This window comes from Pseudarthrobacter sp. C4D7 (assembly GCF_013359725.1).
Lineage (GTDB): Bacteria > Actinomycetota > Actinomycetes > Actinomycetales > Micrococcaceae > Arthrobacter.
Window position 1 is genome coordinate 52,136 of sequence record NZ_JABFMW010000010.1, and the last position, 21,851, is coordinate 73,986.

General features: G+C 67.6%; 27 protein-coding genes and 1 tRNA gene. 8 read left to right on the forward strand and 20 right to left on the reverse strand.

What is annotated here, in order from left to right; translation table 11 throughout:
• Positions 1-8: 8 nt before the first annotated feature.
• From HNO81_RS09490 to HNO81_RS09540, 11 genes are all read right to left on the reverse strand, one after another.
• Positions 9-1,049 carry a HoxN/HupN/NixA family nickel/cobalt transporter gene (locus tag HNO81_RS09490; protein ID WP_175317881.1) on the reverse strand — a complete coding sequence of 347 codons (1,041 nt, stop codon included), beginning with the start codon at positions 1,047-1,049 and terminating at the stop codon, positions 9-11.
• Positions 1,049-1,879 carry an urease accessory protein UreD gene (locus HNO81_RS09495; protein WP_175317882.1) on the reverse strand — a complete coding sequence of 277 codons (831 nt, stop codon included), beginning with the start codon at positions 1,877-1,879 and terminating at the stop codon, positions 1,049-1,051. The genes HNO81_RS09490 and HNO81_RS09495 overlap by 1 nt, the downstream gene beginning before the upstream one ends.
• 176 nt (positions 1,880-2,055) lie before the next feature.
• The gene (gene ureG / locus HNO81_RS09500) at positions 2,056-2,670 is read right to left on the reverse strand and encodes an urease accessory protein UreG (protein WP_175317883.1); all 615 of its coding nucleotides are present in this window, start codon (positions 2,668-2,670) and stop codon (positions 2,056-2,058) included.
• A 28-nt stretch (positions 2,671-2,698) separates the two neighbouring features.
• The gene (locus tag HNO81_RS09505) at positions 2,699-3,367 is read right to left on the reverse strand and encodes an urease accessory protein UreF (RefSeq protein ID WP_175317884.1); all 669 of its coding nucleotides are present in this window, start codon (positions 3,365-3,367) and stop codon (positions 2,699-2,701) included.
• 207 nt (positions 3,368-3,574) lie between these two features.
• Positions 3,575-4,060, reverse strand: a complete 486-nt coding sequence (gene ureE / locus HNO81_RS09510) for an urease accessory protein UreE (protein WP_175317885.1) — start codon at positions 4,058-4,060, stop codon at positions 3,575-3,577.
• Positions 4,061-4,077: 17 nt separating this feature from the next.
• Complete coding sequence (gene ureC / locus HNO81_RS09515; protein ID WP_175317886.1) at positions 4,078-5,808, reverse strand: urease subunit alpha; 1,731 nt, start codon at positions 5,806-5,808, stop codon at positions 4,078-4,080.
• Positions 5,805-6,158, reverse strand: a complete 354-nt coding sequence (locus tag HNO81_RS09520) for an urease subunit beta (RefSeq protein ID WP_175317887.1) — start codon at positions 6,156-6,158, stop codon at positions 5,805-5,807. The genes ureC and HNO81_RS09520 overlap by 4 nt, the downstream gene beginning before the upstream one ends.
• An 11-nt stretch (positions 6,159-6,169) precedes the next feature.
• Positions 6,170-6,472: an urease subunit gamma gene (locus tag HNO81_RS09525; protein ID WP_175317888.1), complete on the reverse strand. Its 303-nt coding sequence runs from the start codon at positions 6,470-6,472 to the stop codon at positions 6,170-6,172.
• Between the two features lie 114 nt (positions 6,473-6,586).
• A complete protein-coding gene (locus tag HNO81_RS09530) occupies positions 6,587-7,609 on the reverse strand; it encodes a LacI family DNA-binding transcriptional regulator (protein ID WP_175317889.1) in 1,023 nt (340 codons plus the stop codon).
• A complete protein-coding gene (locus HNO81_RS09535; protein ID WP_175317890.1) occupies positions 7,609-8,196 on the reverse strand; it encodes an HhH-GPD-type base excision DNA repair protein in 588 nt (195 codons plus the stop codon). Before HNO81_RS09535 ends, HNO81_RS09530 begins: the two co-directional genes overlap by 1 nt.
• A gap of 56 nt (positions 8,197-8,252) precedes the next feature.
• Positions 8,253-9,779, reverse strand: coding sequence for an alpha-N-arabinofuranosidase (locus tag HNO81_RS09540; RefSeq protein ID WP_175317891.1), 1,527 nt, complete (start codon positions 9,777-9,779; stop codon positions 8,253-8,255).
• Positions 9,780-10,085: 306 nt separating this feature from the next.
• Here HNO81_RS09540 and HNO81_RS09545 point away from each other — a divergent pair, with 306 nt between their 5' ends.
• A complete protein-coding gene (locus tag HNO81_RS09545) occupies positions 10,086-11,039 on the forward strand; it encodes an ANTAR domain-containing response regulator (protein WP_254703398.1) in 954 nt (317 codons plus the stop codon).
• A gap of 46 nt (positions 11,040-11,085) precedes the next feature.
• Here the strand turns inward: HNO81_RS09545 and HNO81_RS09550 are convergent, their stop codons facing one another.
• From HNO81_RS09550 to HNO81_RS09570, 5 genes are all read right to left on the reverse strand, one after another.
• Entirely contained in the window at positions 11,086-11,871 is a 786-nt protein-coding gene (locus HNO81_RS09550; RefSeq protein WP_175317892.1) for an anti-sigma factor, read from the reverse strand.
• Positions 11,858-12,472, reverse strand: coding sequence for an RNA polymerase sigma factor (locus HNO81_RS09555; RefSeq protein WP_175317945.1), 615 nt, complete (start codon positions 12,470-12,472; stop codon positions 11,858-11,860). Before HNO81_RS09555 ends, HNO81_RS09550 begins: the two co-directional genes overlap by 14 nt.
• A gap of 45 nt (positions 12,473-12,517) precedes the next feature.
• Positions 12,518-13,279, reverse strand: a complete 762-nt coding sequence (locus tag HNO81_RS09560) for a class F sortase (protein ID WP_175317893.1) — start codon at positions 13,277-13,279, stop codon at positions 12,518-12,520.
• 114 nt (positions 13,280-13,393) lie between these two features.
• Positions 13,394-14,230 carry a DUF4397 domain-containing protein gene (locus HNO81_RS09565; RefSeq protein WP_175317894.1) on the reverse strand — a complete coding sequence of 279 codons (837 nt, stop codon included), beginning with the start codon at positions 14,228-14,230 and terminating at the stop codon, positions 13,394-13,396.
• Between the two features lie 153 nt (positions 14,231-14,383).
• The gene (locus tag HNO81_RS09570; RefSeq protein WP_175317895.1) at positions 14,384-15,403 is read right to left on the reverse strand and encodes a LacI family DNA-binding transcriptional regulator; all 1,020 of its coding nucleotides are present in this window, start codon (positions 15,401-15,403) and stop codon (positions 14,384-14,386) included.
• Between the two features lie 149 nt (positions 15,404-15,552).
• On the opposite strand from HNO81_RS09570, the gene HNO81_RS09575 reads away from it, so the two are divergent.
• Together HNO81_RS09575 and HNO81_RS09580 are read left to right on the forward strand one after the other, a co-directional pair.
• Complete coding sequence (locus tag HNO81_RS09575; RefSeq protein ID WP_175317896.1) at positions 15,553-15,894, forward strand: YciI family protein; 342 nt, start codon at positions 15,553-15,555, stop codon at positions 15,892-15,894.
• Between the two features lie 23 nt (positions 15,895-15,917).
• The gene (locus HNO81_RS09580; RefSeq protein ID WP_175317897.1) at positions 15,918-16,535 is read left to right on the forward strand and encodes a M23 family metallopeptidase; all 618 of its coding nucleotides are present in this window, start codon (positions 15,918-15,920) and stop codon (positions 16,533-16,535) included.
• 90 nt (positions 16,536-16,625) lie between these two features.
• On the opposite strand, the gene HNO81_RS09585 is transcribed toward HNO81_RS09580, so the two are convergent.
• Together HNO81_RS09585 and HNO81_RS09590 are read right to left on the reverse strand one after the other, a co-directional pair.
• Positions 16,626-17,165, reverse strand: a complete 540-nt coding sequence (locus HNO81_RS09585) for a PaaI family thioesterase (RefSeq protein ID WP_175317898.1) — start codon at positions 17,163-17,165, stop codon at positions 16,626-16,628.
• Between the two features lie 10 nt (positions 17,166-17,175).
• Entirely contained in the window at positions 17,176-17,451 is a 276-nt protein-coding gene (locus HNO81_RS09590; RefSeq protein WP_175317899.1) for an aldo/keto reductase, read from the reverse strand.
• Here HNO81_RS09590 and HNO81_RS09595 point away from each other — a divergent pair.
• On the forward strand, positions 17,429-17,740 hold the full coding sequence (locus tag HNO81_RS09595; RefSeq protein ID WP_371818210.1) for an SDR family NAD(P)-dependent oxidoreductase: 312 nt from the start codon (positions 17,429-17,431) through the stop codon (positions 17,738-17,740). The two genes, HNO81_RS09590 and HNO81_RS09595, sit on opposite strands and share 23 nt — an antisense overlap.
• Positions 17,741-17,848: 108 nt before the next feature.
• Here HNO81_RS09595 and HNO81_RS09600 read toward each other — a convergent pair.
• Positions 17,849-17,921, reverse strand: a tRNA-Lys gene (locus HNO81_RS09600).
• A gap of 209 nt (positions 17,922-18,130) precedes the next feature.
• Between HNO81_RS09600 and HNO81_RS09605 the strand changes: the two genes are divergently transcribed.
• From HNO81_RS09605 to HNO81_RS09620, 4 genes are all read left to right on the forward strand, one after another.
• Complete coding sequence (locus tag HNO81_RS09605; protein WP_175317900.1) at positions 18,131-18,793, forward strand: hypothetical protein; 663 nt, start codon at positions 18,131-18,133, stop codon at positions 18,791-18,793.
• Positions 18,794-19,109: 316 nt separating this feature from the next.
• Entirely contained in the window at positions 19,110-19,727 is a 618-nt protein-coding gene (locus HNO81_RS09610) for a DUF47 domain-containing protein (RefSeq protein WP_159634237.1), read from the forward strand.
• A 1-nt stretch (position 19,728) separates the two neighbouring features.
• Entirely contained in the window at positions 19,729-20,739 is a 1,011-nt protein-coding gene (locus tag HNO81_RS09615; RefSeq protein ID WP_175317901.1) for an inorganic phosphate transporter, read from the forward strand.
• 179 nt (positions 20,740-20,918) lie between these two features.
• The gene (locus HNO81_RS09620; RefSeq protein WP_175317902.1) at positions 20,919-21,326 is read left to right on the forward strand and encodes a hypothetical protein; all 408 of its coding nucleotides are present in this window, start codon (positions 20,919-20,921) and stop codon (positions 21,324-21,326) included.
• 39 nt (positions 21,327-21,365) lie between these two features.
• Here the strand turns inward: HNO81_RS09620 and HNO81_RS09625 are convergent, their stop codons facing one another.
• On the reverse strand, positions 21,366-21,791 hold the full coding sequence (locus tag HNO81_RS09625; RefSeq protein WP_175317903.1) for a hypothetical protein: 426 nt from the start codon (positions 21,789-21,791) through the stop codon (positions 21,366-21,368).
• Between the last annotated feature and the right edge of the window lie 60 nt (positions 21,792-21,851).

Here is a 21,851-nt window from a genome sequence, read left to right on the forward strand (position 1 = left end):
CCGCACCCTTAGTTGTTCCGGGGCTGCCTCGAGGCCAGCGCTGCCCCGCCCCAGACGGCCAGCAGCAGCGCCACCAGCAGGAGGCCGGCCTCGCCCAGGTCGATCGAGGACAGCCATCCTGTCACCGGATCATCCAGGCTGAAGGCGGCATGGAAGAATCCGGCCAAGGTAATTCCGGCGATAAACAGGGCGGATATTGCCGATATGCCCGTCACCGCGGCGTTGAAGCCCAGCCTGCGCCGTGGGTCACCCAGCGCTGAGCGGTACATCCGCATCATCGCCATGCCGTTGACCGAGTCGCACAGTGTCATGGCGGCAGCGAAGGCCAGCGGCAGAGCAAGCAGGGCCAGCGGATGCACCCCGCCCAGGGACGCCGCCGTCGTCATCATCAGCAGCCCAATGGTGGTGGCGGTATCGAACCCCAGCCCGAACAGGAAACCGATCACGTAGATGTTCCGTGGCCGGCGCACCCTGGCGAGGGGCCGTGCCAGGATCCGGGCCACCAGCCCCTGCGGTTCCAGGTCCCGGGGATCGATGGCGGCACCGTTCCGCGAGCGCCGTACCGCAGCAGCAGAGCGGGCGAAGGCCGAGCCGTTGAACAGCCCCATGGCCAGCAGGAACAGCCCGGACACTCCGCTGCCGATCAGCCCCAGCACCAGGTTGCCGGCCGTGCCGTCCTGCATCAGGCCACCCACGGCTGAGGCCCCGGCGATCACCAGCACCCCGGCCAGGGTCACCACCGAGCTGTGTCCCAGGCTGAACGCGAAGCCCACGCTGACGGGGTCTTGCTGCTGTGCCACGAACTTCCGGGTGGAGTTGTCGATCGCGGCCAGGTGGTCCCAGTCGTAGCTGTGCTTCACACCGGCCAGGTAAGCAGTGAGGACAAGTCCCCATGAGAGTGCCTGCGGTGCGGCGGCCCCCGTGTTTCCGGCCAGCAGGAGCACGACGGCGGCGGCATGCAGGGCGGCCACGGCACCGAAGGTGAACAGCGCCCGGGTCCGGAGCGGCAGTGATTCCCGGCCACGGTAGAGCGCCGCGATGCTGGTCATCAGTGCTTCCTCAGGTCCAGGGCGCCCTGGCCGTGCCAGCGTCCGCGGAGCAGGTCCGTGCAGGACCGGAGCAGGCGGTTCAGCTGGTCCGTGCTGTTGGAGAGGCTCCGCAGCACCAGCCCGGTGGTTCCCAGGACAGTGCGGGTCAGCGAGATGCCGGTCAGGACCTGGTGGCCGGCGGTCAGCAGGTGGAGTTCGTCGGCGAGCGCCTGGTCCACCCGGGCGTCCACCACCACCAGCGATCCCAGGTGGCTGTACCCTTCCATGAACCCCATTCCGGTCACGTCGTGCAGCGGCGGCCGGATGAGCAGGTTGTCCACCGCCAGCAGCCCGGTGTCCGCCCCGGATTCCACGCGGATATCGTTGCGCAGCCGCACCTCCTCGTACCGGAAGCCGGCGCCGTCGGGCGACCAGCCGGGCGTCACCACTTCGGCCATGACCAGCGACGACGACGGCCGCAGGGTCACGGACATCCGCTGCCGGTAGCTGGCTTCCCGGTAGGCGATGAGCTGGTCCGGCATCAGTTCCAGCCGCGCCCCCTCCCCCAGGCGGACAGCCATCCGCTGCTCCGCAAAGGACCCGGGGGTCCGGTACACCTTCGTAGCGGACTGGGTAGTCAGCAGCAGGTCAGCCCCGTCCCCCACTTCAACATCGAGGACAAAGAGATCCGCCCCCAGATAAGCCCCGCCAGGATTCACGACGACATAACAAACCTGCCCGGAGTCATCAAGATAATGCGGCCGCATCACCCGAAGAGCGCCCTCATGGAACTGGTGCGAGGCAACCGAGCGGCCACCTCGCAAACTGACGCCCAACTCAAGCCGCCCCATCGGTGACTTCTCAGCGCGAGCGGAGTCGGGGATAGGGGGCCGCGGCGTGGCGGGCCTCGTGGGGGGCCCACTGGCGCGAGGGCCCCGACCCGAGCTTGCGAGGGTTGGGAGCGCCTGGGGACGGGCACGGCCCCTTACATCCGGTGAAGCCGCCGGTGGCACTGCCGCCGTCGTACTCATGCCAGGTCGAGCATCAGGACGTCGTGCCGGATCCATTCGATGACCTTCTCGAGGCCTTCGTCGGTTTTCAGGTTGGTGAAGCAGAACGGTTTGTTGCCGCGGAATTCCTTCGAATCCCGTTCCATGATGGCAAGGTCGGCGCCGACGTGGGGTGCCAGGTCGGTTTTGTTGATGATGAAGAGATCGGACTTGATCATGCCCTGGCCGGCCTTGCGCGGGATCTTCTCTCCCTGGGCCACGTCGATGATGTAGATGGAGAAGTCGACGAGTTCGGGGCTGAAGGTGGCGGAGAGGTTGTCGCCGCCGGATTCGACGAAGATGACCTGAAGGTCGGGGTGCCGTGCTTTGAGTTCCTCGATGGCGGCGGTGTTCATGGAGGTGTCTTCGCGGATGGCGGTGTGGGGGCAGCCGCCGGTCTCGACGCCGATGATCCGGTCCACGGGCAGGATGCCGTTGGCGGCGAGGATTTTGGCGTCCTCGATGGTGTAGATGTCGTTGGTGATGGCGGCCATGGAAATGCTGCCGCTCATGTGCCGGGTGAGCCGTTCCACGAGTTGGGTCTTGCCGGCGCCGACGGGCCCGCCGATGCCGATTTTGATGGGTTCAGTCATGGTTTCCTCCTAAAGCAAATGAGCATGGTCAGCTCATGAACATCCGGGCACGCTGGCGTTCGTGCCGCATTTGCGAGATTTCCAGGCCGGGGCTGACGGCGCCGAGGTCGTCGGGCGTGAGGTGGGCGATCGTGTCGATGGCGGCAGCGACGTCGTCGTGCGCTGTCCGGAGCACCCGCTGCCCGGCGTTCTGGCCGAGCGGGATGGCGCGGACGGCGTTCTGGGTCAGGGAGGTGACGGTGGCGAAGAGGTAGGCGGCGAGCGCCTCCTGCAGCGGGACGCCCAGGGAGCGGGCGACGACGGCGAACGCCAGCGGCTGGTGCCCGGCGGCGCGGCCGGTGGCCACCAGGTCGCGGTACAGTTCCAGCCCAGGCGAAGGAAATACCTCAGCCCCAATCTCCAGCAGCCGAGACCCCATCTTCACGCTGGCCTCCCGAACCTGCCGCGGCAAAAGCGAGGCAGAGAGGAGAGCATCCAGCTCCCCCAGCTCACCACCCTCATACAGCAGCCGAACAGCCAAGCCATCAGAGTAAGTCAAAGACTGCGAGATAAACGCGGAGAGCCAGCTTCCGAAGGACCCCTCATCAAAAACGAGCTCCCGGTCAAGGTACGCCTCAAACCCAAAAGAGTGAGCAAAAGCCCCAGTAGGAAGCGCAGAGTCAGTGAGCTGCTGAAGAGCAAGCTGGCAGCTGGTCACTGCACCGCCGCCCAACGGGACGGAGCATCGCGACGGCCCGGATTGGGGGCCGCGGCGTGGCGGGCCTCGTGGGGGGCCCACTGGCGCGAGGGCCCCGACCCGAGCTTGCGAGGGTTGGGAGCGCCTGGGGACGGGCACGGCCCCCAATCCGGGCCGGCGCACCCAAGTGACACCACCCGTGGAGCGCGCAGCGCTGCGACAGGGTTACTAGTGCGAGTGTTCAGCATGGCGAAAAGGCACGGGCATGACGCGTTCCTGGCGGGTGTAGGGCACGGCGTTGTGGATGAGGTAGTCCTCGACGGTGTGGTCGTAGGCGCACACCATGGCAGCCGCCCCGTACTCGCTGTCCGCGTCGAAGAATTGTGCCTGGAGGTGGCGGTTGCCCAGGGAGTGCGCGGTGACTCCCATGTCGTGGATGGTGCGGGGTGTGATGACCAGGACGTCGGTGGGGAGGACGGAGACCACGATCATGTTGGTGTCGGTGACGTGGAGGATGTCACCGTCGCGGAGGTCGCCGGAGCCTGCGGGGAGGCGGATGCCGATCTCGTTGCCGTGGTCGGTGGTGGCCCGCTGGATGCGCTTGACCAGTGCGGCGCTGGGCAGGACGACTTTTTCGCGGTGGAGGCCGGAGTAGGCGGCGGGGTCAGTGCCCGGCAGGTCGTGGAGGTTGCCGAGAACTCGTTCGATGATCACGTGGTTTCTCCGGATTTCTAGAAGAGGAAATAGCGCTGTGCCATGGGCAGCTCGTCGGCGGGTTCGCAGGTGACGTCCTCGCCGTCGACGGTGACCTGGTAGGTTTCGGGGTCCACCTGGATGTCGGGGGTGGCGTCGTTGTATTTGAGGTCGGCTTTGGTGAGGTTCCGGATGCCGGAGACGGGCCGGATGATCTTCTCGAGGCCAAGTTCGGCGGGCACGCCGGCGTCGATCGCTGATTTGGACAGGAACGTGATGGAGGACTGCTGGACGGCTTTGCCGAAGGCGGCGAACATGGGCCGCATGGTGCGCGGCTGCGGGGTGGGGATTGATCCGTTGGCGTCCCCCATCAGGGCGTAGGCGATCTGGCCGCCTTTGAGCACCAGTTCCGGTTTGACGCCGAAGAATGCGGGGTCCCAGAGCACCAGGTCGGCGAACTTGCCTTCTTCCACTGACCCTACCGAGTCTGCGATGCCCTGCGCGATGGCGGGGTTGACAGTGTACTTGGCCACGTAGCGCTTGAGCCGGAAGTTGTCGCTGTCCGCACTGCCGTGGGGGCCGCCGTCGTTGTCTTGCAGCACCCCGCGCTGTTTCTTCATCTTGTCCGCCACCTGCCAGGTGCGGGTGATCACCTCGCCCACGCGGCCCATGGCTTGGGAGTCGGAGGAGGTGATGGAAAAGATGCCCAGGTCCTGCAGGACGTCCTCGGCGGCGATGGTTTCGGCGCGGATGCGGGAATCAGCGAAGGCCACGTCCTCGGGGATGTCCGGGTTGAGGTGGTGGCAGACCATCAGCATGTCCAGGTGCTCTTCGATGGTGTTGCGCGTGTACGGCAGGGTGGGGTTGGTGGAGGCGGGCAGGACGTTGGGCATGCCCGCGATTTTGATGATGTCCGGTGCGTGGCCGCCGCCGGCGCCCTCGGTGTGGAACGTGTGGATCACGCGGCCGTTGATGGCGCGGATGGTGTCCTCCACGAAGCCGCACTCGTTGAGGGTGTCGGTGTGGATGGCCACCTGGACGTCGTATTCGTCGGCCACGGTAAGGGAGGTGTCGATGGAGGAGGTGGTCGCGCCCCAGTCTTCGTGGACTTTGAGGCCGATGGCACCGGCGCGGACCTGCTCGGCGAGGGGTTCGACGGCGGACGCGTGCCCTTTGCCGAACAGGCCGATGTTCATGGGGAACGCCTCGGCGGCCTGCAGCATCCGCTGGATGTGCCACTTTCCGGGGGTCACCGTGGTGGCTTTCGTGCCTTCGGCAGGGCCGGTTCCGCCGCCGATCATGGTGGTCACGCCGCTGGCCAGGGCGGTGGGGATCTGGTCCGGGGAGATGAAGTGGATGTGGGTGTCGATGCCGCCGGCGGTGAGGATTTTCCGCTCTCCGGCGATGATCTCGGTGCTGGCCCCGATCACGATGTCCACGCCGTCGGTGATCTGCGGGTTGCCTGCCTTGCCGATCCGGAAAATGTGGCCGTCCTTCAGTGCAACGTCCGCCTTGAAGATGCCCGTGTAGTCCAGGACCACGGCGTTGGTGATCACGGTGTCCGGGATGTCTTCGTCCCGGACGGCCTGGCCGTTCTGGCCCATGCCGTCGCGGATCACCTTGCCGCCGCCGAACACCACTTCCTCGCCGTATGCGGTGAGGTCCTTCTCGATTTCGAGGAATAGGCCGGTATCCGCGAGGCGGATCTTGTCTCCGGTGGTCGGTCCGTAGAGGTCGGCGTACTGCCGGCGTGGAATTCCGAAGCTCACTGGCCGTCCCCTTCCGTGAGCGGTCCGCGCTGGCGCGTGCCGCCGTCGAGCCTGCCGTTGACCGCATTGCTGAGCCCGTAGACCTCACGGGTCCCGGCCAGTTCGATCAGCCGCACACTCCGCGAATCCCCTGGTTCAAACCTGGCCGCCGTTCCGGCGGGAATGTCCAGGCGCCGGCCGTGGGCCGCGTCCCGGTCGAAGGCCAGGGCAGCGTTGGCCTCGGCGAAATGGAAGTGTGAGCCCACCTGGACGGGCCGGTCGCCGGTGTTGGTCACGGCTACCTCAATGGCTTCCCGGCCCACATTCGCGGTGATGGGTTCCGGCCGGAGGATGTACTCGCCTGGAATCATTGCCGGGCTCCTTAGCGGATGGGGTTGTGGACGGTGACCAGCTTGGTGCCGTCCGGGAAGGTGGCCTCGATCTGGACGTCGTGGATCATCTCCGGCACGCCTTCCATCACGTCGCCGCGGGTGAGCAGCGTGGTGCCGTAACTCATGAGGTCGGCCACGGTCCTGCCGTCCCGGGCGCCCTCGATCAGTTCATAGCTGATGATGGCCACGGCTTCGGGGTAGTTGAGCTTGAGGCCGCGGGACTGCCGGCGGCGGGCCAGGTCGGCGGCCACCACAATCAGGAGCTTTTCCTGCTCACGCGGCATCAGATGCATGGGGTTCCCTTCGACGGCCTGCGGCGTGCTGCCAGCGTAAGCGGGCCACGTTTCCACCAGGTTTCAGGGATATCAACAAAAGCTGCGGAGCGGGAGGCGGAAGCCCCGGCGGGACTACCCTGCCGGCGCCCCGGCGGGGGCAGAATCCCTGACCCTCAGTTCGAACCCGGCTTCCACGTGCACGCCCTGTTCTGAGGGCTCACGGCCCGCGATCCGGTCCAGCAGCAGGCTGACGGACCGCTCCGCGATCTCGTCCATGCCCGGCGAAATGGTCGTGAGGGACGGGGACGCGAACCGCGCTTCGTCGATGTCGTCGAAGCCGGCCACCGCCACGTCCCGGGGCACCTTGACGCCGCGGACCAGCAGTTCGTGCATGGCTCCCAGCGCCAGTACATCGTTCAGGCCAAAGACGGCGTCGAACTCCACACCCTTGTCCAGCAGCCCGGCGACGGCGGCGGCGCCCGCGTCGCGCCGCCATTCAGCGGGTGCAACGAGCTCAGGGTCGAACGGGATACCCGCGTCGGCCAAAGCACTCCGGTACCCGTTCAGGCGCAGGCCCGCGGTCCCCGCGGACTCCCCGGTGTTGGCCCCCACCACGGCGATCCGGCGGCGGCCGCTTGCCAGCAGGTGCGCGGTCAGCGCCGCCGCTGCTTCCGCGTTCTTCATGGTCACCAGGTCGAACCGGGGATCCATGATGTGCTCGCCCAGCATCACCATCGGTTTGATGCCCCTCCGCGCGGCAATGGCGTCCGCGTCCACCACCAGCGGCGTGAACAGCAGGCCGTCGGTGAGCTGGCGGAAGGTGCCTTGGAGCGCGCCAAGTTCGGCGGCGGCATCGGCGTCGGACTGCTCCACCATGACCCGGTAGCCGCGGCGGGCGGCAGCCTTCATCAGCCTGGACGCGAGCTCGGCGTAGTAGGGAGCGGAGAGGTCGGACAGGACCAGGCCCAGCATCGAGGTCTTGCCGGACCGCAGGCTGCGGGCGGTGAGGTTGGCCTCGTAGCCCAGCTCCGCGATGGCATCCTGCACCCTCTGTCTGGTGGCGGGCCGGATGAATTCGTAGTCGTTCAGGACGTTCGAAACGGTCTTGAGGGAGACCCCTGCCGCCCTCGCGACGTCGTTCATGGTGACTGCCATTAACGTTCTTTTCCTGCCTTTGCCGCCGCCTTGGCAGCCTGCTTGCTGGCACGCACCTTCGCCAGGGATTCCGGATCCACGATGTCAGCAACCGACAGGTAGGCGCCCTCTTCCCCGTAATGGCCTGCGGCTTCGCGCCAGCCCGCTGCCGCGAGGCCCCGCTGCTTGCCCAGCAGGGCCAGGAAGATCTTCGCCTTCTGCTCCCCAAAGCCGGGCAGCGCCTTGAGCCGTTTCAGCACCTCGGCACCGTCCGGCGAGCCCTTGGTCCAGATGGCTGCGGCATCGCCGTCCCAGTCATTCTGGACGGCCTCGGCGAGCGCCTGGACCCTGGCGGCCATGGAGCCCGGGAAGCGGTGGACGGCGGGCCGCTCCTTGAAGATTTCCACGAACGCCGCAGGATCGTGGGCTGCGACGGCGCCGGGCTCCAGCGACCCGAGCCGGGTCCGGATCTTCTCCGGCCCGGCAAACGCCGATTCCATGGTCACCTGTTGATCCAGCAGCATGCCGGTCAGGAGGGCGAAGTCGTCCTCACTCAACAACTTGTCCGCCGCGGGCTCGCCTGTGATGTGCAGTTCCATGCCGTCCATCCTCCCATTCGGGGCCGCCGCCGGCATAAGGACCAGCCTGGGGAGTTTGCGCCGGGTCAGGACTCCACGGCAAGCCGGATCATGGACCAGGACACGGCCGGAAGCTCGGCGGTGAGCCGGCCGCCGTCCACGGCAACGGTGCCGTTCTCCGAAGGCAGGACGGAGGTGGAATCGTCGGCGCTGGCCTGCCAGTAGGGATCCTTGTTGGCGTAGGTGACGGCTTCCAGGACCCGCACCTTGCCCAGGCCTGCCACGGCCGCGTCCAAGGCAAGGGTGTCGGTGGCGGAACGGTTCACGGCGAACACCACGGCTTCACCCTGGTCCGCGTCGTAGGTGGCAACGGCGGACAGGGCGGCAAAGCCGGGCGTCTTACCGCCGCTGACCAGCGGGGATTCGACCGCGAGCTGCAGTACGGTGCCTGCGGCGTACCGGGAGGTCAGGGCGAAGGGGTGGAAGGTGGTCTGCTTCCAGGACCTTCCGCCGGGCTCGGTCATGATGGGGGCGATGACGTTCACCAGCTGCGCCAGGCTGGCAGAGTGGACCCGGTCGGTATTCCGAAGCAGGGTGACCAGGAGGTCCCCCACCACCACGGCGTCCGCCACCGTGTAGGTGTCCTCCAGCAGGACAGGGGCCACCGGCCAGTCATTGCCGATGGGCACCTTGGATGCGTCGCGGCTCATGTGCCAGACGTTCCATTCGTCGAAGGAGATGTTCACCTGCCTGCTGGACTTCTTTACCGACTTCACGTGGTCGATGTGGCTGACGATATCGCGGATGAAGGCTTCCATTTTGTGCCCGGCGGCCAGGTGTTCCTGAAGGTCGCCGAAGTCCTCGAAGTACTGGTGGGCCGAAATCAGGTCCACCAGCTCATAGGTTTCCGTCAGGACCACGCGCTCCCATTCCCCGAAGGTGGACATGGTGGGCCCGGAGCTGCCGCAGGCCACCAGTTCCAGGCCGGGATCGATCATGCGCATGCCGCGGGCAGTGTCCGCGGCCAGCCGGCCGTACTCCAGGGCGTTTTTGTGGCCGATCTGCCAGGGGCCGTCCATTTCGTTGCCCAGGCACCACATCCTGATGCCGTAGCCGCTGGCCGCACCGTTGGTGCGGCGCTGCTCGGAGAGGGCGGTCCCGCCGTCGATGTTGCAGTACTCCACCAGGTCCAGTGCCTCCTGCACGCCGCGGGTGCCCAGGTTCACGGCCATCATGGGTTCCACGCCGGCCTTGGCGGACCATTTGGCGAACTCGTCCACGCCCACGGTGTTGGGATCGGTGGAGTGCCAGGCCAGGTCCAGGCGCGCGGGACGCTTCTCCACCGGGCCCACTCCGTCCTCCCAGCGGTAGCCGGAGACGAAGTTTCCGCCAGGGTAGCGGACGGTGGAAACGCCCAGCTCCCGGGTCAGTTCCAGGACATCCGTGCGGAAGCCGTCCTCATCGGCGTCGGGGTGTTCCGGTTCAAAGATCCCGGTGTACACGCACCGGCCGAGATGCTCAACGAAGGCCCCGAACGTACGACGGCGGACGGGCCCTACGATGAACGACGGATCGATGGTGATTTTTGCTGCGGCGGGTTCTGGCTGGGTCACGAAAGCATCCTCGACTAGTTTTTACAACGTTATAGAAGACATTCTTTGCTGCCCCCGCGGCGCACGTCAAGGGGTGGCGGCACATTACTGAGGGCAGGACCGGGCGGGGCCCGGAAACCTCCAAAGGCTCCCCATCAGCGGCAATACCGAAACGGCACGCGGGCTATGGGATCCAAGTACTACCTATTCGAAAAAACAGGTACCTCCTACGCATTCACCGGCGGGCGAAGGGCAATTAGGTTTTTCACAGAGACAAGACCTGCAGGCTCCCGGTACTTGCCTCACTAGGGGGGTGTGAGACTGGCAATGCACTATTCAGCACGTGCAGGCCGCCCGGATTTCCCGGTCCACAGGACCCGGGTAATAAGCGGGGCCGGCGACGAGGAGTCCTTCGAGACCAAGGACTCTCCCCCAGCCGTCGCCGGCCCTCCCGCCCCTCCGCTCTCCCGGAGGGGCCACTCACCGCTGTCCGCAGTGGGCAATGCTGAACCTTCAACCGGCCGGAACACATCCCTCCTGCTGGACCTCGTCAACGGCGCACGGACACTCTCCGACTCCCTGGACCTGCTGGTGGCGGCATCGGCGGCGCACGTGCTCGGAACGGCAGGGATCGACGTCGGCTGCGGCCTGGTGCTTCACCAGCCCAAGCGCGGGCCCGCCATCACCGGCACCACGAAGGAGATCGTCACCCTGCTGGAATGGGAACAGGAGGCGGCCGAGGGGCCGGTCACCGACGTCTTGTCCGGGGGCCACCCCGTGGCGGTGCTCCAGCGGAACGGCGATTTCCGGTGGCGGCACTATTCCGGCCAACTCCAGTCGGCCGGCTTTGGCAGCGCCCTCGCAGTGCGGCTCCGCCTGGATGCCGACGTTCCCGCGGACGACGGCTTTCCCGGCAACAGCGAACTCGGACAGTCGCGGGCCGCCCTTGCGTTCTTCGCCCAGGATTCGAAGGCATTCCCGCTCCAGGCCATCGCAGAAGCGCGCTCTTTCGCGGTGCTGGCAACCAAGAGCCTCCAGATGGCCGTCAACCTGCACAGCGCCCGGTCGCTGGCCACGGACCTCCGCTCGGCACTGGACAGCCGTACCTCCATCAACGTGGCCTGCGGCGTGATCATGGCCCAGAACCGATGCTCCTACCAGGAGGCGTTCGCCATCCTGGCCAAGGCCTCAAGCCACCGGAACATCAAAGTGCGCAAGGTGGCAGAAGACATCCTGGACCGGCTGCCGGAAGGCGCGCCGCACTCGCACTTCGGCCGCTGACCCGCTGGCGGCCCACCGCGGACGGGACGCCTGGCGGGACAACCCCTCAGGACGCGAGCGTGCCCCGGGCTATGCTGACGCTGGAGTGGGCGGGGTTGCCGTCCATGGGTTCATCCGAGACGTCCACCACCGGGTACTGGGAAAGGTCCAGGCCCGCCGGCACCTGGAACGTCCCCGACGTGGAGTTCATGACGCCCAGGCTCACCAGTTTGGAGAGGTCCGGCGCAATCAGCCACACCTCCTGGTAGCCCTTGGCTTCATCCTTGTCCAGGCTGACCTCCAGGCTTCGTGAACCGTCCGCGGCTGCCACCACCTTGGCTGATCCTGCTGCGGAGTGCTGTGCCAGTGGGGTCAGTTGCGCCGCGGCCAATTCCTGCGGCTGCGGTGGGCGGTTGAAGGTCCAGACGGCTCCGAAGACCACCAGAACGGCAGCCGCCGCCGTTGCCAGCCACGCGCCGGGCCGCTGCCACCAGCCACCGCGGGCGCCGCCGCCCTTCGGCCGCGCGCCCCTGTTTGTCGGTGCCAGGGGGACAACGTTCGACGGCGGGACGTCCCCGGGGGCGGGCGCGTCGGCGGCAGTTGCCGCCAGCGGGTCCTCCAGGACTGATTCCCCGAGGCCAAGTTCGCGGTGGATTCCGGCCCAGACCCCGGGGCCGGGGACGGAAAGGTGGCTGGTGTCCGGCGTCGTCCGTACCGCTTCCACCGTGCGGCGCAGGGCTGCGTAGTCGGCAGCGCACTCGGGGCAGTCCAGGAGGTGCTCCCGCCCGGCCGGATCATCCCATTCGTCGTACAGGGCCAGGAGGCTCAACTCTTCCGGATCAAGATGCGGCATGGTCTACCTCCAATCTGCTTCGTAGGTGCGTCAGGCTGCGCCGGATGTGGCTCTTGACCGTACCAAGGGGCAGGTCGAGTTTCCGTGAGATCTGTTCGTGCGTCAGGTCCTCGTAGAAGGCAAGCTTCATGATGGAGCCCTGGGGCTCGCCCAGCCGTTCCAGTTCCCCGTCCAGGAGCAGCCGGTCGGCCAGGGTCTCAGCGGCTTCCGTTCCCGCCCCGGCGTCTTTGGCTAGGCCGGCACCGGCGGCAGCGTGGGCCTTGCGGGCTTCGCGGGCGGACGACTGCTGGGCATCCGCAATGGCATTGCGGGTGATGCCGACGATCCACGCCGGGAGCCGTGCAACCTGCGGATTAAAGCTGCTGCGGGAACGCCATACCCGGATAAAGACCTCCTGGGTGACGTCGTCGGCCGCCGCGCGGTCCGCAAGGGAGCGGACGGCCAGCGTGTGCACCAGCGGCGCGAACTCGCGGTAGGCCGCCGCCAGGGCATGTTCATCACCGGACAGGAAGGAGGTTGTCAGCCCGTCATCCCATCCCGTGGAGGCGGCGCCGGAGAGCGTCACAGGCGGCTCCCTCCCGGCTTCGGCGACGAGGTACATGGCGGGCCACCGGCCCTGCAGGAACTGGTTCATGGACGGACCGGTTCAGGCAGGGACTGCAGTGACAATCACATTGTCGCTGTAGTCCATCCGCTCGTCCAGCCATGTGCCGCCGCAGGTGACCAGCTTGAGTTCATGAGGCCCGGACCGCCTGAACAGCGACGCGCCGTCAAACCTGTCCTTGGCCATCAGCTCCACCCGCACCACGCGGTATGTGACGGCGGGGGCGTCACCCCGCCCCACCCGGATGATGGTCCCGGCCTGGAGCGATTTCAGGGCAGAGAACGGAGCCCGGTCCGAGGTGGTGTCGATGTGCCCGGCGATCACGGCGGCGCCCTCGGCCGCGCCGGGGGCCGGCCCGAAGCGGTACCAGGCAGCACGGTCGAACACATCCGGGATTTCCATTGCTCCGCCGGCGGACACGCCCCCGGGCACCACCGGCATGTTGATGGCCGTGCCGGCCACCGTAATCGACGTAGGCGCCGGCGAGGCTGGATTTGCGGCCAAGGTGGCCGGCCGGACCGGGATGGCCTCCTTCGCCGAACCGGCGGGGCCGGACAGGGCAGGGCCGGACGGGGCAGGGCCGGACGGGGCAGGGCTGGGAGCGGCCGTGACCTGCGGCGGCATGGTCACCGAAGCTGAAGGGGAGCTGGAAGCCGCCACGGTGGACGAAGCCTGCCCTGACGTGGACGGCGCTGCGGCACCGCAGCCGGCAAGCGCCAGAGCGCCGGCCACCAGCGCCGCTGCCGTGCCGCCTCCGGTACGCCGGCGGCGGAAGCCGCCCGTCGGCGTCGTGCGTGCATTCATGGCTGCCGCCTTCCCGAAGAAACATACCGGCTGATGACAAGTGGGTGCGCGCAGGGGCCCGTCCGCGGGATTGCGGCCGGACCCCTGCGCCTCGTGGCCTTGCGGCCGGGCCGGCTAGAGTTCCGCCCGCCGGGCGCGGACGGCGCGGCTGACGCCCACGGCCCCGGCCAGCAGCGCCAGGGCTGCCAGGCCAAACCCGGCGGTGGCAACGGTGGCGCCTGCCCCGCCGTTATCCGGGGAGCCGTTCAGGGCGCCGGGCACCGACCCCGGCGCCGTGTGCAGGCCCTCAATGTTCTGGACGGCCAGCTTCAGGTTCTGGTCTGCCAGGCTGCCCCACGCGTAGACAATGGTGTGCGTCCCTTCAGCCACGGTGACGTCCGCCGGGCCAATCACGGGAGTGGTGGTGCCGGCCGCAGCAACTGCCGCCGGGACAGTGCCGGGATCGAGGGTCAGTGTCTGTTCGTTCGGGTTGGCCAGGTTGGTGACGACGGCGGTACCACCGGCCAGGACATCGACGGCGGGGGCGGCGGCAGCATGCCGGACGGTCAGCTTGCCCTTGCCGGCCGGGATCTGGGATACGTCGTTGGTGAACAGGCTTGCCGTGGGTTTGCCGTCCGCGCCGAGGTGGGCCGCAGCGGTGTAGTTTCCATTGGCGGCCAGGTTCACGCTGACGGGCCCGATGGCAGGGGCCGACGCGTCGGCAGCGTCAGCTGCCGTGATGGCAATCTCGTAGGTGCCCGCCGGGAGTGCCAGGGGCCCGGCAAGGGTTCCGGGGGTGAAATCGTCCAACGTGCGGTCGCCGTTGACCCAGACGTCCACGGTCAGTCCCGGAACGCCGTGCAGCACCGAGAGCTGGGCGTCTCCTTCTGCTGCGGTGGCGGGGCCGGCCAGAGCGATTGCGGCTGCAATGGCTGCTGCACCGGCACCTGCGGTGAGAATTGTGTTGCGCATGTCCATCTCCTTGAACGGCCCGGCTGCCGGGCGTTTTTTGCTGACACCCCTACTACCGGCGGACTCCCGGATTTGGATGCAGATTCATGGAGATTTCTTAAAACTATTTTTGCCGGGCCTTGGGCTGCCCCTTCCGGCAGCGCCCACCGGGCCCTAGATGGCCGCCGGAGCGGCGGTGCTGGCCCGGACCACCAGCGCCGGGGCCACCACGGTGGAGCTCACCGCCGCGCCTGACTCAATCTCGTCGAGCATGATGTCCATGCAGCGCCGCCCCAGTTCCTCGAAGTCCTGGCGGACGGTGGTCAGCGGCGGGGTGAAGTACTCCGCCTCAGGCTGGTCATCGAAGCCCACCAGGGAGACGTCGTCGGGCACCCTGACGCCGGCTTCGGTGAAGGCGCGCAGCACGCCCAGCGCCATCTGGTCGTTTCCCACGAAGATGGCCGTGGCGGTCAGGCTGGAGGCCAGCCTGCGGCCGATGGCGTAGCCGCTGCCTGCACTCCAGTCCCCTTCCACCAGGAGGGATTCATCCAGGCCCGCCTCCCTGAGCACGGCCCGCCAGCCCTCGGCCCGTTCTGCCCCGTCCGTCCAGTCCGGCGGCCCGGCGATGTGTCCGATCTGCCGGTGGCCTTCCTTGACCAAATGTTCGACGGCGAGCCTTGCCCCCGCGCGCTGGTCCACCATGGCCCCGCTCACCTTCGCACTGCCGGCAGAGCCCACAGCCACGACGGGCACCGGGAGGTTCATCTGCTCCAGCACGGCCAGGGTGTCCGCGTGCGGCACCAGCACCGCAATCCCGTCCACGGCCTGGTCCATGAAGTGGCCCACGGCGTCGGAAATGGCGTCCCGGCTGACCTCCCGCAGGGCTGCGATGCTGACAAAGTAGCCGGCATTGCGGGCCGCGTGCTCAACGCCCAGCAACGTGTTGGCCGGTCCGTACTGGGAAAGCTCACTGGCCAGCACGCCGATGGTCTGCGAGCGCCGCGTGACCAGGCTCCGGGCCGCGGTGTTCCGCCGGTACCCCAGTTCCGCGATGGCTGCCTCCACCTTTTTCCGGGTTGCCTTGCTGACGTTGGGGTGGTTGTTCACCACGCGGGAGACGGTCTGGTGGGAAACGCCGGCCACCTTGGCCACGTCTTCCAGGCGCGGCATCCGGCCTTTGCTGGTTTTTGCCATGTGCCTATTGTGCCTGTTGCTTTCCCTGCGTCCCCCTGTGTTGCAGCAGCCGGTGGCTCCGCCAGGGATTGCGGCTGGATCCTTGCGCGGCGGCTGCCCGGTGGGAAGGATGGGGGCAATCCCCCGTCTGCAAAGAAGGAGCCGGTGGAATGACCAAATACCTGATCTCGTTTCCCAGCGGCGCCATGGACGTCCCCGCCGGCCGGCTGCAGGAAGTGGCCGACGCCGCCCACGCCGTGGTCCAGGAGGCAAAGGACGACGGCGTCTGGGTGTTTGGCGGCGGCATTGACGAGGACGTCCCGCCCGTCCTGGTCAACGGCGACGGAACCGTGAAGGAGGGAACCTATCCCCAGACAGCGCAGCTCGAGGGCGGCTATACGGTGCTGGAACTGCCGTCTTACGGAGCTGCGGTGCAGTGGGCCGCGAAGATCGCCACCGCCTGCCGCTGCGCCCAGGAGCTTCGCGCCGCCCAGTACGACCCCGCCAGCTGAACCGTGGACCCGGGAGGCGACCCATGATCCCGGCAGACCCGGTGGACCTGGCCTATCCGTTCTCCGGCACCTGGCTGGTGCAGAACTCGCCGGCGGACCGTGTCCCCAGCCACGGGACGCGGCTCTTTGCCACTGCATTCGCCATCGACTTCACGCCGGTGGACTCCAGTGGGCAGTCGGCTCCGGTCACCATGGCCGCACTGTTCCGGCCTGGACCGCCGGAACAGTTCGCGGGTTTCGGGCGGCCCGTAACGGCCCCGGTGGCCGGCCTGGTGCGCGCCGTACGTGACGGGGAACCGGACCACGCAGCTTTCCGCGGCTTTCCGTCGATCGGGTACGCCCTGACCCAGGCCCGGCGGGTGCGGGAGGGGTGGCTGGGCCTGGCGGGCAACCACGTGATCATCCAGAGCGGAAACGCGTTCATCGCCCTGTGCCATCTCCAGCGCGGGAGCGTCTGCGTCCAGCGGGACCAGCTGGTGCGGCCCGGGGAGCCGGTAGGCAGCTGCGGCAACTCGGGAAACAGCACTGAACCGCATGTGCATGTGCAGGCGATGGATTCAGCTGACCCCGGACAGGCTGCCGCGGTGCCCATCGTGTTTCCGGATGGACTTCCGCGGAATGGGACGGTTGTATTTGCCTGAGATTGGGCGTCTGGCTGCCAGCCGGCCAATACTGATCGCCGAGGAAAGCACTTTTCACACCGCCCAGTTCCTCGGTCCTGCCGCTGCCGGTCACGCGGCAGGGTCGAGGTGGATGATCAGGCAGGTACTGGAAGCGGTCGCAAGGACGCGGCCGCCCTGGTCCCGGATGTCACCCTCGGCGAACGCGACGCCTTTGCCCCGCCTGGTCACCCAACCGTGAGCGGTGACCGGGCCGGTGCCGGCGGTGATGGGGCGCAGGAACGAGACCTTGATCTCCAGGCTGGTATAGCCGACGCCGGCAGGCAGGGTCGCATGCACGGCGCATCCGCACGCGGAGTCCAGCACGGTGGCGAAGAATCCGCCGTGGACGGACCCGATCGGGTTGTAGTGGGACTCGTCCGGAACCGCGGTCATCACCACATCCCCGTCCGCGACAGTCACGATCTCCAGCCCGATATGGCTGCTGATGGGCGGCCCCGGAACCTCGCCGGCAGCGACGGCACTGAGCTGTTCGAGGCCGGACAGTGCGAAGAGCGCACGCTTGTCCTTTCCCGGCGCCTGGTAGTGGATGATTCGCGACCGGTCCGTGCTCGACGGACCCGGAGTCCGGCGGGTGTGGCTTGTGGTCATTTGGGATGCCTCACGCCACCGGCACGACCGAGGCATCGAAAGCGGCTGCCTGGCCTCCCTGGAGCCCGTTCAGCGCCTTCGCGTTGGCCTGATGCGGGATGCCGGGGGCGATCCGGCTGACGTCATCGAGACGGTCGTACTGGTCCTCGGTGAGGCCGAGGGTGAGGGCTGCGAGGTAGTCGTCGAGCTGGGCGACGCGGCGGGGTCCGATAATCGGCACCCCGGGGGTGGCGAGGCGGCGCGCCCGTTCCCGCACCCACGCGGTGGCGACCTGCGCGGGCGGCATCTACTCCGCCACCAAGGCCGCCCTCTGGTCCGCGACCAATTCGCTGCGCCTGGAATTGCAGCCCGCGGGGGTTCAGGTGGTCGGTGTGCATGTGGGCTACGTCGATACCGCGATGGCCGCCCACAGCAGCGACCCGAAGGTCGACCCTGCCGATCTCGTGACTCAGGTCTTCGACACGCTCGAGGCCGGCGGATATGAGGTCCTCGCCGACGACACGTCGGTGCAGCTCAAGGCCGGACTGTCCGCGCCGTTCGAAGCCGTTTACCCGCAGCTCGCCACCGGCAAGTAGCCCCACCGGGGATGCTGCGCCGGGTCCATTGCGGAGGGTGACAGGCGGGGAAGGTAAGGATGTCAAACCCGCTCACATGGCGGGTTTGACCATCCAACCAACATTGGGTGGGCCCTGTGGGGCTCGAACCCACGACCCACGGATTAAAAGTCCGATGCTCTACCAACTGAGCTAAAGGCCCCTGCCGGCCGGTCAGACACGGTGTCCCTGCCCGTTCGGCCCAATCCATTTCTGGACGTTAATACTCTAACCCATGGTTCCGGCCACTTCGCACATGTCCCGGGCGCCGCCGTCGTGCCTTTCCACCAGCGGTTACTTCCCTTCCTGCCGGCGGCGGACAGGCGCCGCGGATGCTCGATTTCCGCGGCGCCACAGGAGTAGCGTGGGGGCATGAGCGAGCAAGCAGGAACCAGCAGTCCGTACGGCGGCAGCAACCGGCACCACAAACCCAAGCCCTTCGCTCCGATGGACTTCGAGCCCTTCGCGGGCGGGGCGGATCCCGCCCGGGTGTCAGAGGCCGCCCACCTTGCCGCCCAGGCGTTGGTCCGCCACGGCCGGGACAGCGACGATCCCGTGATCACCGAACGCCTGGTGAAGCTCGCCGATGAACAGGGCCTGGACGCCATCGCCGAGATGTGGGCCGAGAGCCCTGCCCGCTCCCTCCCCGGAGCCTTGTGGCGGCTCTACGCCCTGCGTGCCGCCACCGTGCAGGACCCCGAACGCATTTCCGTATACTTCCGGGCCGGCAGGGAAACAGCACAGGTGTCCAACGTGGTGGCCGGCGCCGCTGAGCCGCCAGGGGCCGAGGAAATGCGCGCCATGGCGGACGCCATCCTTTCCGGCGCGTTTGACGGCGACTTCGACGTCGCACTGGAGCGCTCCGCTGCCTTCTGCCGTGTGGTGGCGCTCGGCCAGGCCACCCTCGCCGACGGTGCCGAACATGCCAACGAGGCCCACGCCAGCAAACTCACCCGCAACTCGCACCAGCTGGTGAAGACTGCCGAGGACCTGGAGCACGCAGCCAACGCGTGGCGCCTGGGCGAACTGGACTGAGCCTTCCCAAGTCCTGCCGGGCGGGAGTTTCCGGGGCAAACGAAGGCCCCGCTGTCAAGATTGACTTGCGCGGGGCGAAGTAGAAGACTGAAACCGGTGCCGAGCCGCGAAACCCCCGGGCTTCAACAATTAGCCGCCTAGAGCGGCCTACCGCCGAGAGGCGTATCCGGTTCGGCACCATTTTTCTGCCCTTTTCCAGGCGGCCAATTCCGAGGGTGCAGTTGCGGGCCGGTAGAGTAAGCGTCAGTTGCCCGCCGCCGTCAAGTCACACGGCAGCAACCCCCGCCTTGATACGTCCCTGGAGACCGGTAAAAACGTGAAGCTGCGCCTTTTTCCACAGGAGCCCGCAGGGCTTAACCTGCTCTCTCAGATGGCACAACAGATCGTGCTGGCCACCGCCACCCTGGCCGAGATTCTCGGTGTCCCGGCCGACGAGCACGGCAAGCTCGTCGAGGACATGCACAACATCGAGGCCAAGTCCGCCGAACTGCATTTTGCGCTGTTGACCCACATGCGCACCAGCTTCGTGAACCCGCTCCCCCGCGAGGACATGTACGCCCTGTCCCGGTACCTCAATGAGGCCATGGAGAAGATGGACGCCGCCGCGGAACTGGTGGCGCTCTACCGGCTCGACCGTTTGCCCAAGCGGGCCGCCGACCAGCTGGAGATCATCAGCAGGCAGGCCGAGCTGACCGTTGACGCCATGCGCAGGCTCAATGACCTGGACGACCTTGAGGACTACTGGATCGAGATCCTGCGCCTGGCCAAACGGGCTGAACGGACCCACCGGGTCTGGGTGGCGGACATGATCGCGGACATGAAGTGGGCGCAGTACTCCCGGAACCGGGACATCGCCAACCAGCTGGTGGAAGTCACCAAGGACATGCGGCGGGTGGCCACCCAGGTAGGCAGCATCATCGTCAAGGAATCCTGACGTGACCGCAGCTATTTTCGGTGCGGTGGTCCTGCTGGCCGCTGTGTTTGCCTTCCTGAACGGGTTCCGCGACGCGTCCACCTCGGTGGCGCTGGCCGTGCGGAACCGGGCGCTCACCCCCAGCGTGGCCATACTTCTCGCCGCGTTCTTCAACCTTGTCGGCGCGCTCCTCAGCGCCCTGCTCGCCGTCGCAGTCAGCCGGACCTGGATCAGCCTGCCTGCCGGAACGGACGGGCTGGCCATCCTGGTTGCCGGACTGGCCAGCGCCTGCGCCTGGGGCGTCCTGATGTGGTGGCGCGGCATCCCGGCTTCCTCCACCCATGCCCTGGTGGGCGGGCTGGCCGGAGCCGGCCTGGCCAGCCTTTCCATCGGCGGCCCCGGGGTGGCGGGCGTGGACCAGTCGCTCCTGTTCCAGGTGGTGCTGCCACTGGTGCTGTCCCCGCTGGTGGCCTACAGCGGCTCGTTCCTCCTGGTGTATCCGGCCACCTGGGTGGCCCGCTACACCCAGGCCAATGTGGTGAACCAGCGTTTCCGCCGGGGCCAGGCCGTTGCGGCCGGTGCGGTCGCGTTTGGCCACGGCCTGCAGGACGGGCAGCGCGTCAGCGCGGTGCTGCTGCTGGCACTGCTGGCGGCAGGCTATGCCGACGGCGGGATCCCCGTCTGGGTGGCCGCGCTTTCGGCCGTAATGATGACCGCCGGGACGCTTTTCGGTGGATGGCGGATCTCGCACACCATCGGCTACAAGATCACCCGGATCGATCCCCTCCGCGGCTCCGTGGCCCAGACTTTCAGCGCGCTGATGCTCTTCGTGGGCGCCATCGGGCTGCACTGGCCGCTCTCCACCACCCACACGGTCACGGCAGGCACCCTCGGCGCCGGGGAGAACCAGCATTTTTCGGTCACCAACCGGAAGCTGGTCATCCGGATCCTGTGGCTTTGGGGGCTGACTCCGCTGGCTACCTGCGCCCTGGGTTTCGTGCTGGCGCTGGCGCTTTCCCCGCTTCCCGCCTAGGCAGGCTGCACGGGGCGGTGCCGCCCTGTACAGCGCATCCGGCGTGACGTACATTCGAAAGTGCGCCCCCGGTCAACGGTGCCGGGGACCGGCGTCCGCGCCGTGTGCAGGGCTGCGGACCAGGTGCCGCTGCAGCCACCCGGCGGCTTGGATGCACAACGCGGAAAAGAGCAGGCGCGATGTCTCCCTCGTATTCCCGGCGCCACCTTCCCCAGCCCCGGCAGCCACAGTGCGAGGCCTGCGGAACCGAGCACCAGCTGACCATCCATGCGATCACGGCCATCGGCGCGGCAGGAGGGGACCTGGTGACGGTTTCCTACACCTGCAACGACTGCGACCTGTTCCAGGAACACACGGCCTACGCCGCGGACGTCGCATCCGCGCTGAATCAGGTGCGCTGGCTGGCCAGGGTGATCCTCTTCGGGGACGACTACATCCATTGCGGCTTCCCCATGGAGGAGGCGGAACTCGAAGTCGAGCGGCTCTGCTACCGGAGCACCAGGCCGGGCAGCGGCCTGAACGCCGTGTCCATGCCCACCCGCGTCCTCCGCTGCCACTGCGGGTTCCAGTTGGAGATCCCGGCGTAGCACGGCGGGATGGACCGCACCGCGCAGACTGCAGCGGGTTTAGAGTTCCACGGCCAGTGGGCCGGCGGCGATGCCCATCAGGACGGTGGCGAGCTCGTCGGGGGTCAGGTTGGCCGCGTCGCACAGTTCAGCGTCCGCCACTCCGGCCGCAGACGCCTTGCGGACAGCCTGCCGCAGCGACTCCTGGGCAGTGTCCAGTTCCCACTGCATGCTTTCGAGGCGCGAGCTGGTCCGCCACACCTCGGCCAGGACGTCTTCTTCCTCGGCGCTGCCCTCGGCGCCGGCCGCAGCCAGGGCCAGGTGCGGTTCGAGCTCCGGTGCCAGCGGTCCGGCGGCCAGGGGTCCGGCCAGGCCTGCCGCGGCAGCGAACGCCTGTGCCGGCTCGACGGCGTCCTGTACCGGCTCAGAGCCGGGCACGGAAACAGTAAGCTGGGGGCCCAGGGGTTCACTGGCCGTCTGCGTCATGGCAAAACTCCTTAAGCTGGCTTACTACTAGTTTTGAAAGTATCTAGATCAGCGTACTAA

What these genes read in the sequence shown, in the direction of transcription:
- HNO81_RS09625 (WP_175317903.1), bottom strand. Translation starts at nt 21,791, where the DNA reads ATGACGCAGACGGCCAGTGAACCCCTGGGCCCCCAGCTTACTGTTTCC.
- HNO81_RS09545 (WP_254703398.1), top strand. Translation starts at nt 10,086, where the DNA reads ATGCACTATTCAGCACGTGCAGGCCGCCCGGATTTCCCGGTCCACAGG.
- HNO81_RS09605 (WP_175317900.1), top strand. Translation starts at nt 18,131, where the DNA reads ATGAGCGAGCAAGCAGGAACCAGCAGTCCGTACGGCGGCAGCAACCGG.
- HNO81_RS09520 (WP_175317887.1), bottom strand. Translation starts at nt 6,158, where the DNA reads ATGATTCCAGGCGAGTACATCCTCCGGCCGGAACCCATCACCGCGAAT.
- HNO81_RS09580 (WP_175317897.1), top strand. Translation starts at nt 15,918, where the DNA reads ATGATCCCGGCAGACCCGGTGGACCTGGCCTATCCGTTCTCCGGCACC.
- HNO81_RS09565 (WP_175317894.1), bottom strand. Translation starts at nt 14,230, where the DNA reads ATGCGCAACACAATTCTCACCGCAGGTGCCGGTGCAGCAGCCATTGCA.
- HNO81_RS09555 (WP_175317945.1), bottom strand. Translation starts at nt 12,472, where the DNA reads ATGTACCTCGTCGCCGAAGCCGGGAGGGAGCCGCCTGTGACGCTCTCC.
- HNO81_RS09495 (WP_175317882.1), bottom strand. Translation starts at nt 1,879, where the DNA reads ATGGGGCGGCTTGAGTTGGGCGTCAGTTTGCGAGGTGGCCGCTCGGTT.
- HNO81_RS09585 (WP_175317898.1), bottom strand. Translation starts at nt 17,165, where the DNA reads ATGACCACAAGCCACACCCGCCGGACTCCGGGTCCGTCGAGCACGGAC.
- HNO81_RS09550 (WP_175317892.1), bottom strand. Translation starts at nt 11,871, where the DNA reads ATGCCGCATCTTGATCCGGAAGAGTTGAGCCTCCTGGCCCTGTACGAC.
- HNO81_RS09490 (WP_175317881.1), bottom strand. Translation starts at nt 1,049, where the DNA reads ATGACCAGCATCGCGGCGCTCTACCGTGGCCGGGAATCACTGCCGCTC.
- ureG (WP_175317883.1), bottom strand. Translation starts at nt 2,670, where the DNA reads ATGACTGAACCCATCAAAATCGGCATCGGCGGGCCCGTCGGCGCCGGC.
- HNO81_RS09570 (WP_175317895.1), bottom strand. Translation starts at nt 15,403, where the DNA reads ATGGCAAAAACCAGCAAAGGCCGGATGCCGCGCCTGGAAGACGTGGCC.
- HNO81_RS09530 (WP_175317889.1), bottom strand. Translation starts at nt 7,609, where the DNA reads ATGGCAGTCACCATGAACGACGTCGCGAGGGCGGCAGGGGTCTCCCTC.
- HNO81_RS09590 (WP_175317899.1), bottom strand. Translation starts at nt 17,451, where the DNA reads ATGCCGCCCGCGCAGGTCGCCACCGCGTGGGTGCGGGAACGGGCGCGC.
- HNO81_RS09620 (WP_175317902.1), top strand. Translation starts at nt 20,919, where the DNA reads ATGTCTCCCTCGTATTCCCGGCGCCACCTTCCCCAGCCCCGGCAGCCA.
- HNO81_RS09525 (WP_175317888.1), bottom strand. Translation starts at nt 6,472, where the DNA reads ATGCATCTGATGCCGCGTGAGCAGGAAAAGCTCCTGATTGTGGTGGCC.
- HNO81_RS09575 (WP_175317896.1), top strand. Translation starts at nt 15,553, where the DNA reads ATGACCAAATACCTGATCTCGTTTCCCAGCGGCGCCATGGACGTCCCC.
- HNO81_RS09560 (WP_175317893.1), bottom strand. Translation starts at nt 13,279, where the DNA reads ATGAATGCACGCACGACGCCGACGGGCGGCTTCCGCCGCCGGCGTACC.
- HNO81_RS09535 (WP_175317890.1), bottom strand. Translation starts at nt 8,196, where the DNA reads ATGGACGGCATGGAACTGCACATCACAGGCGAGCCCGCGGCGGACAAG.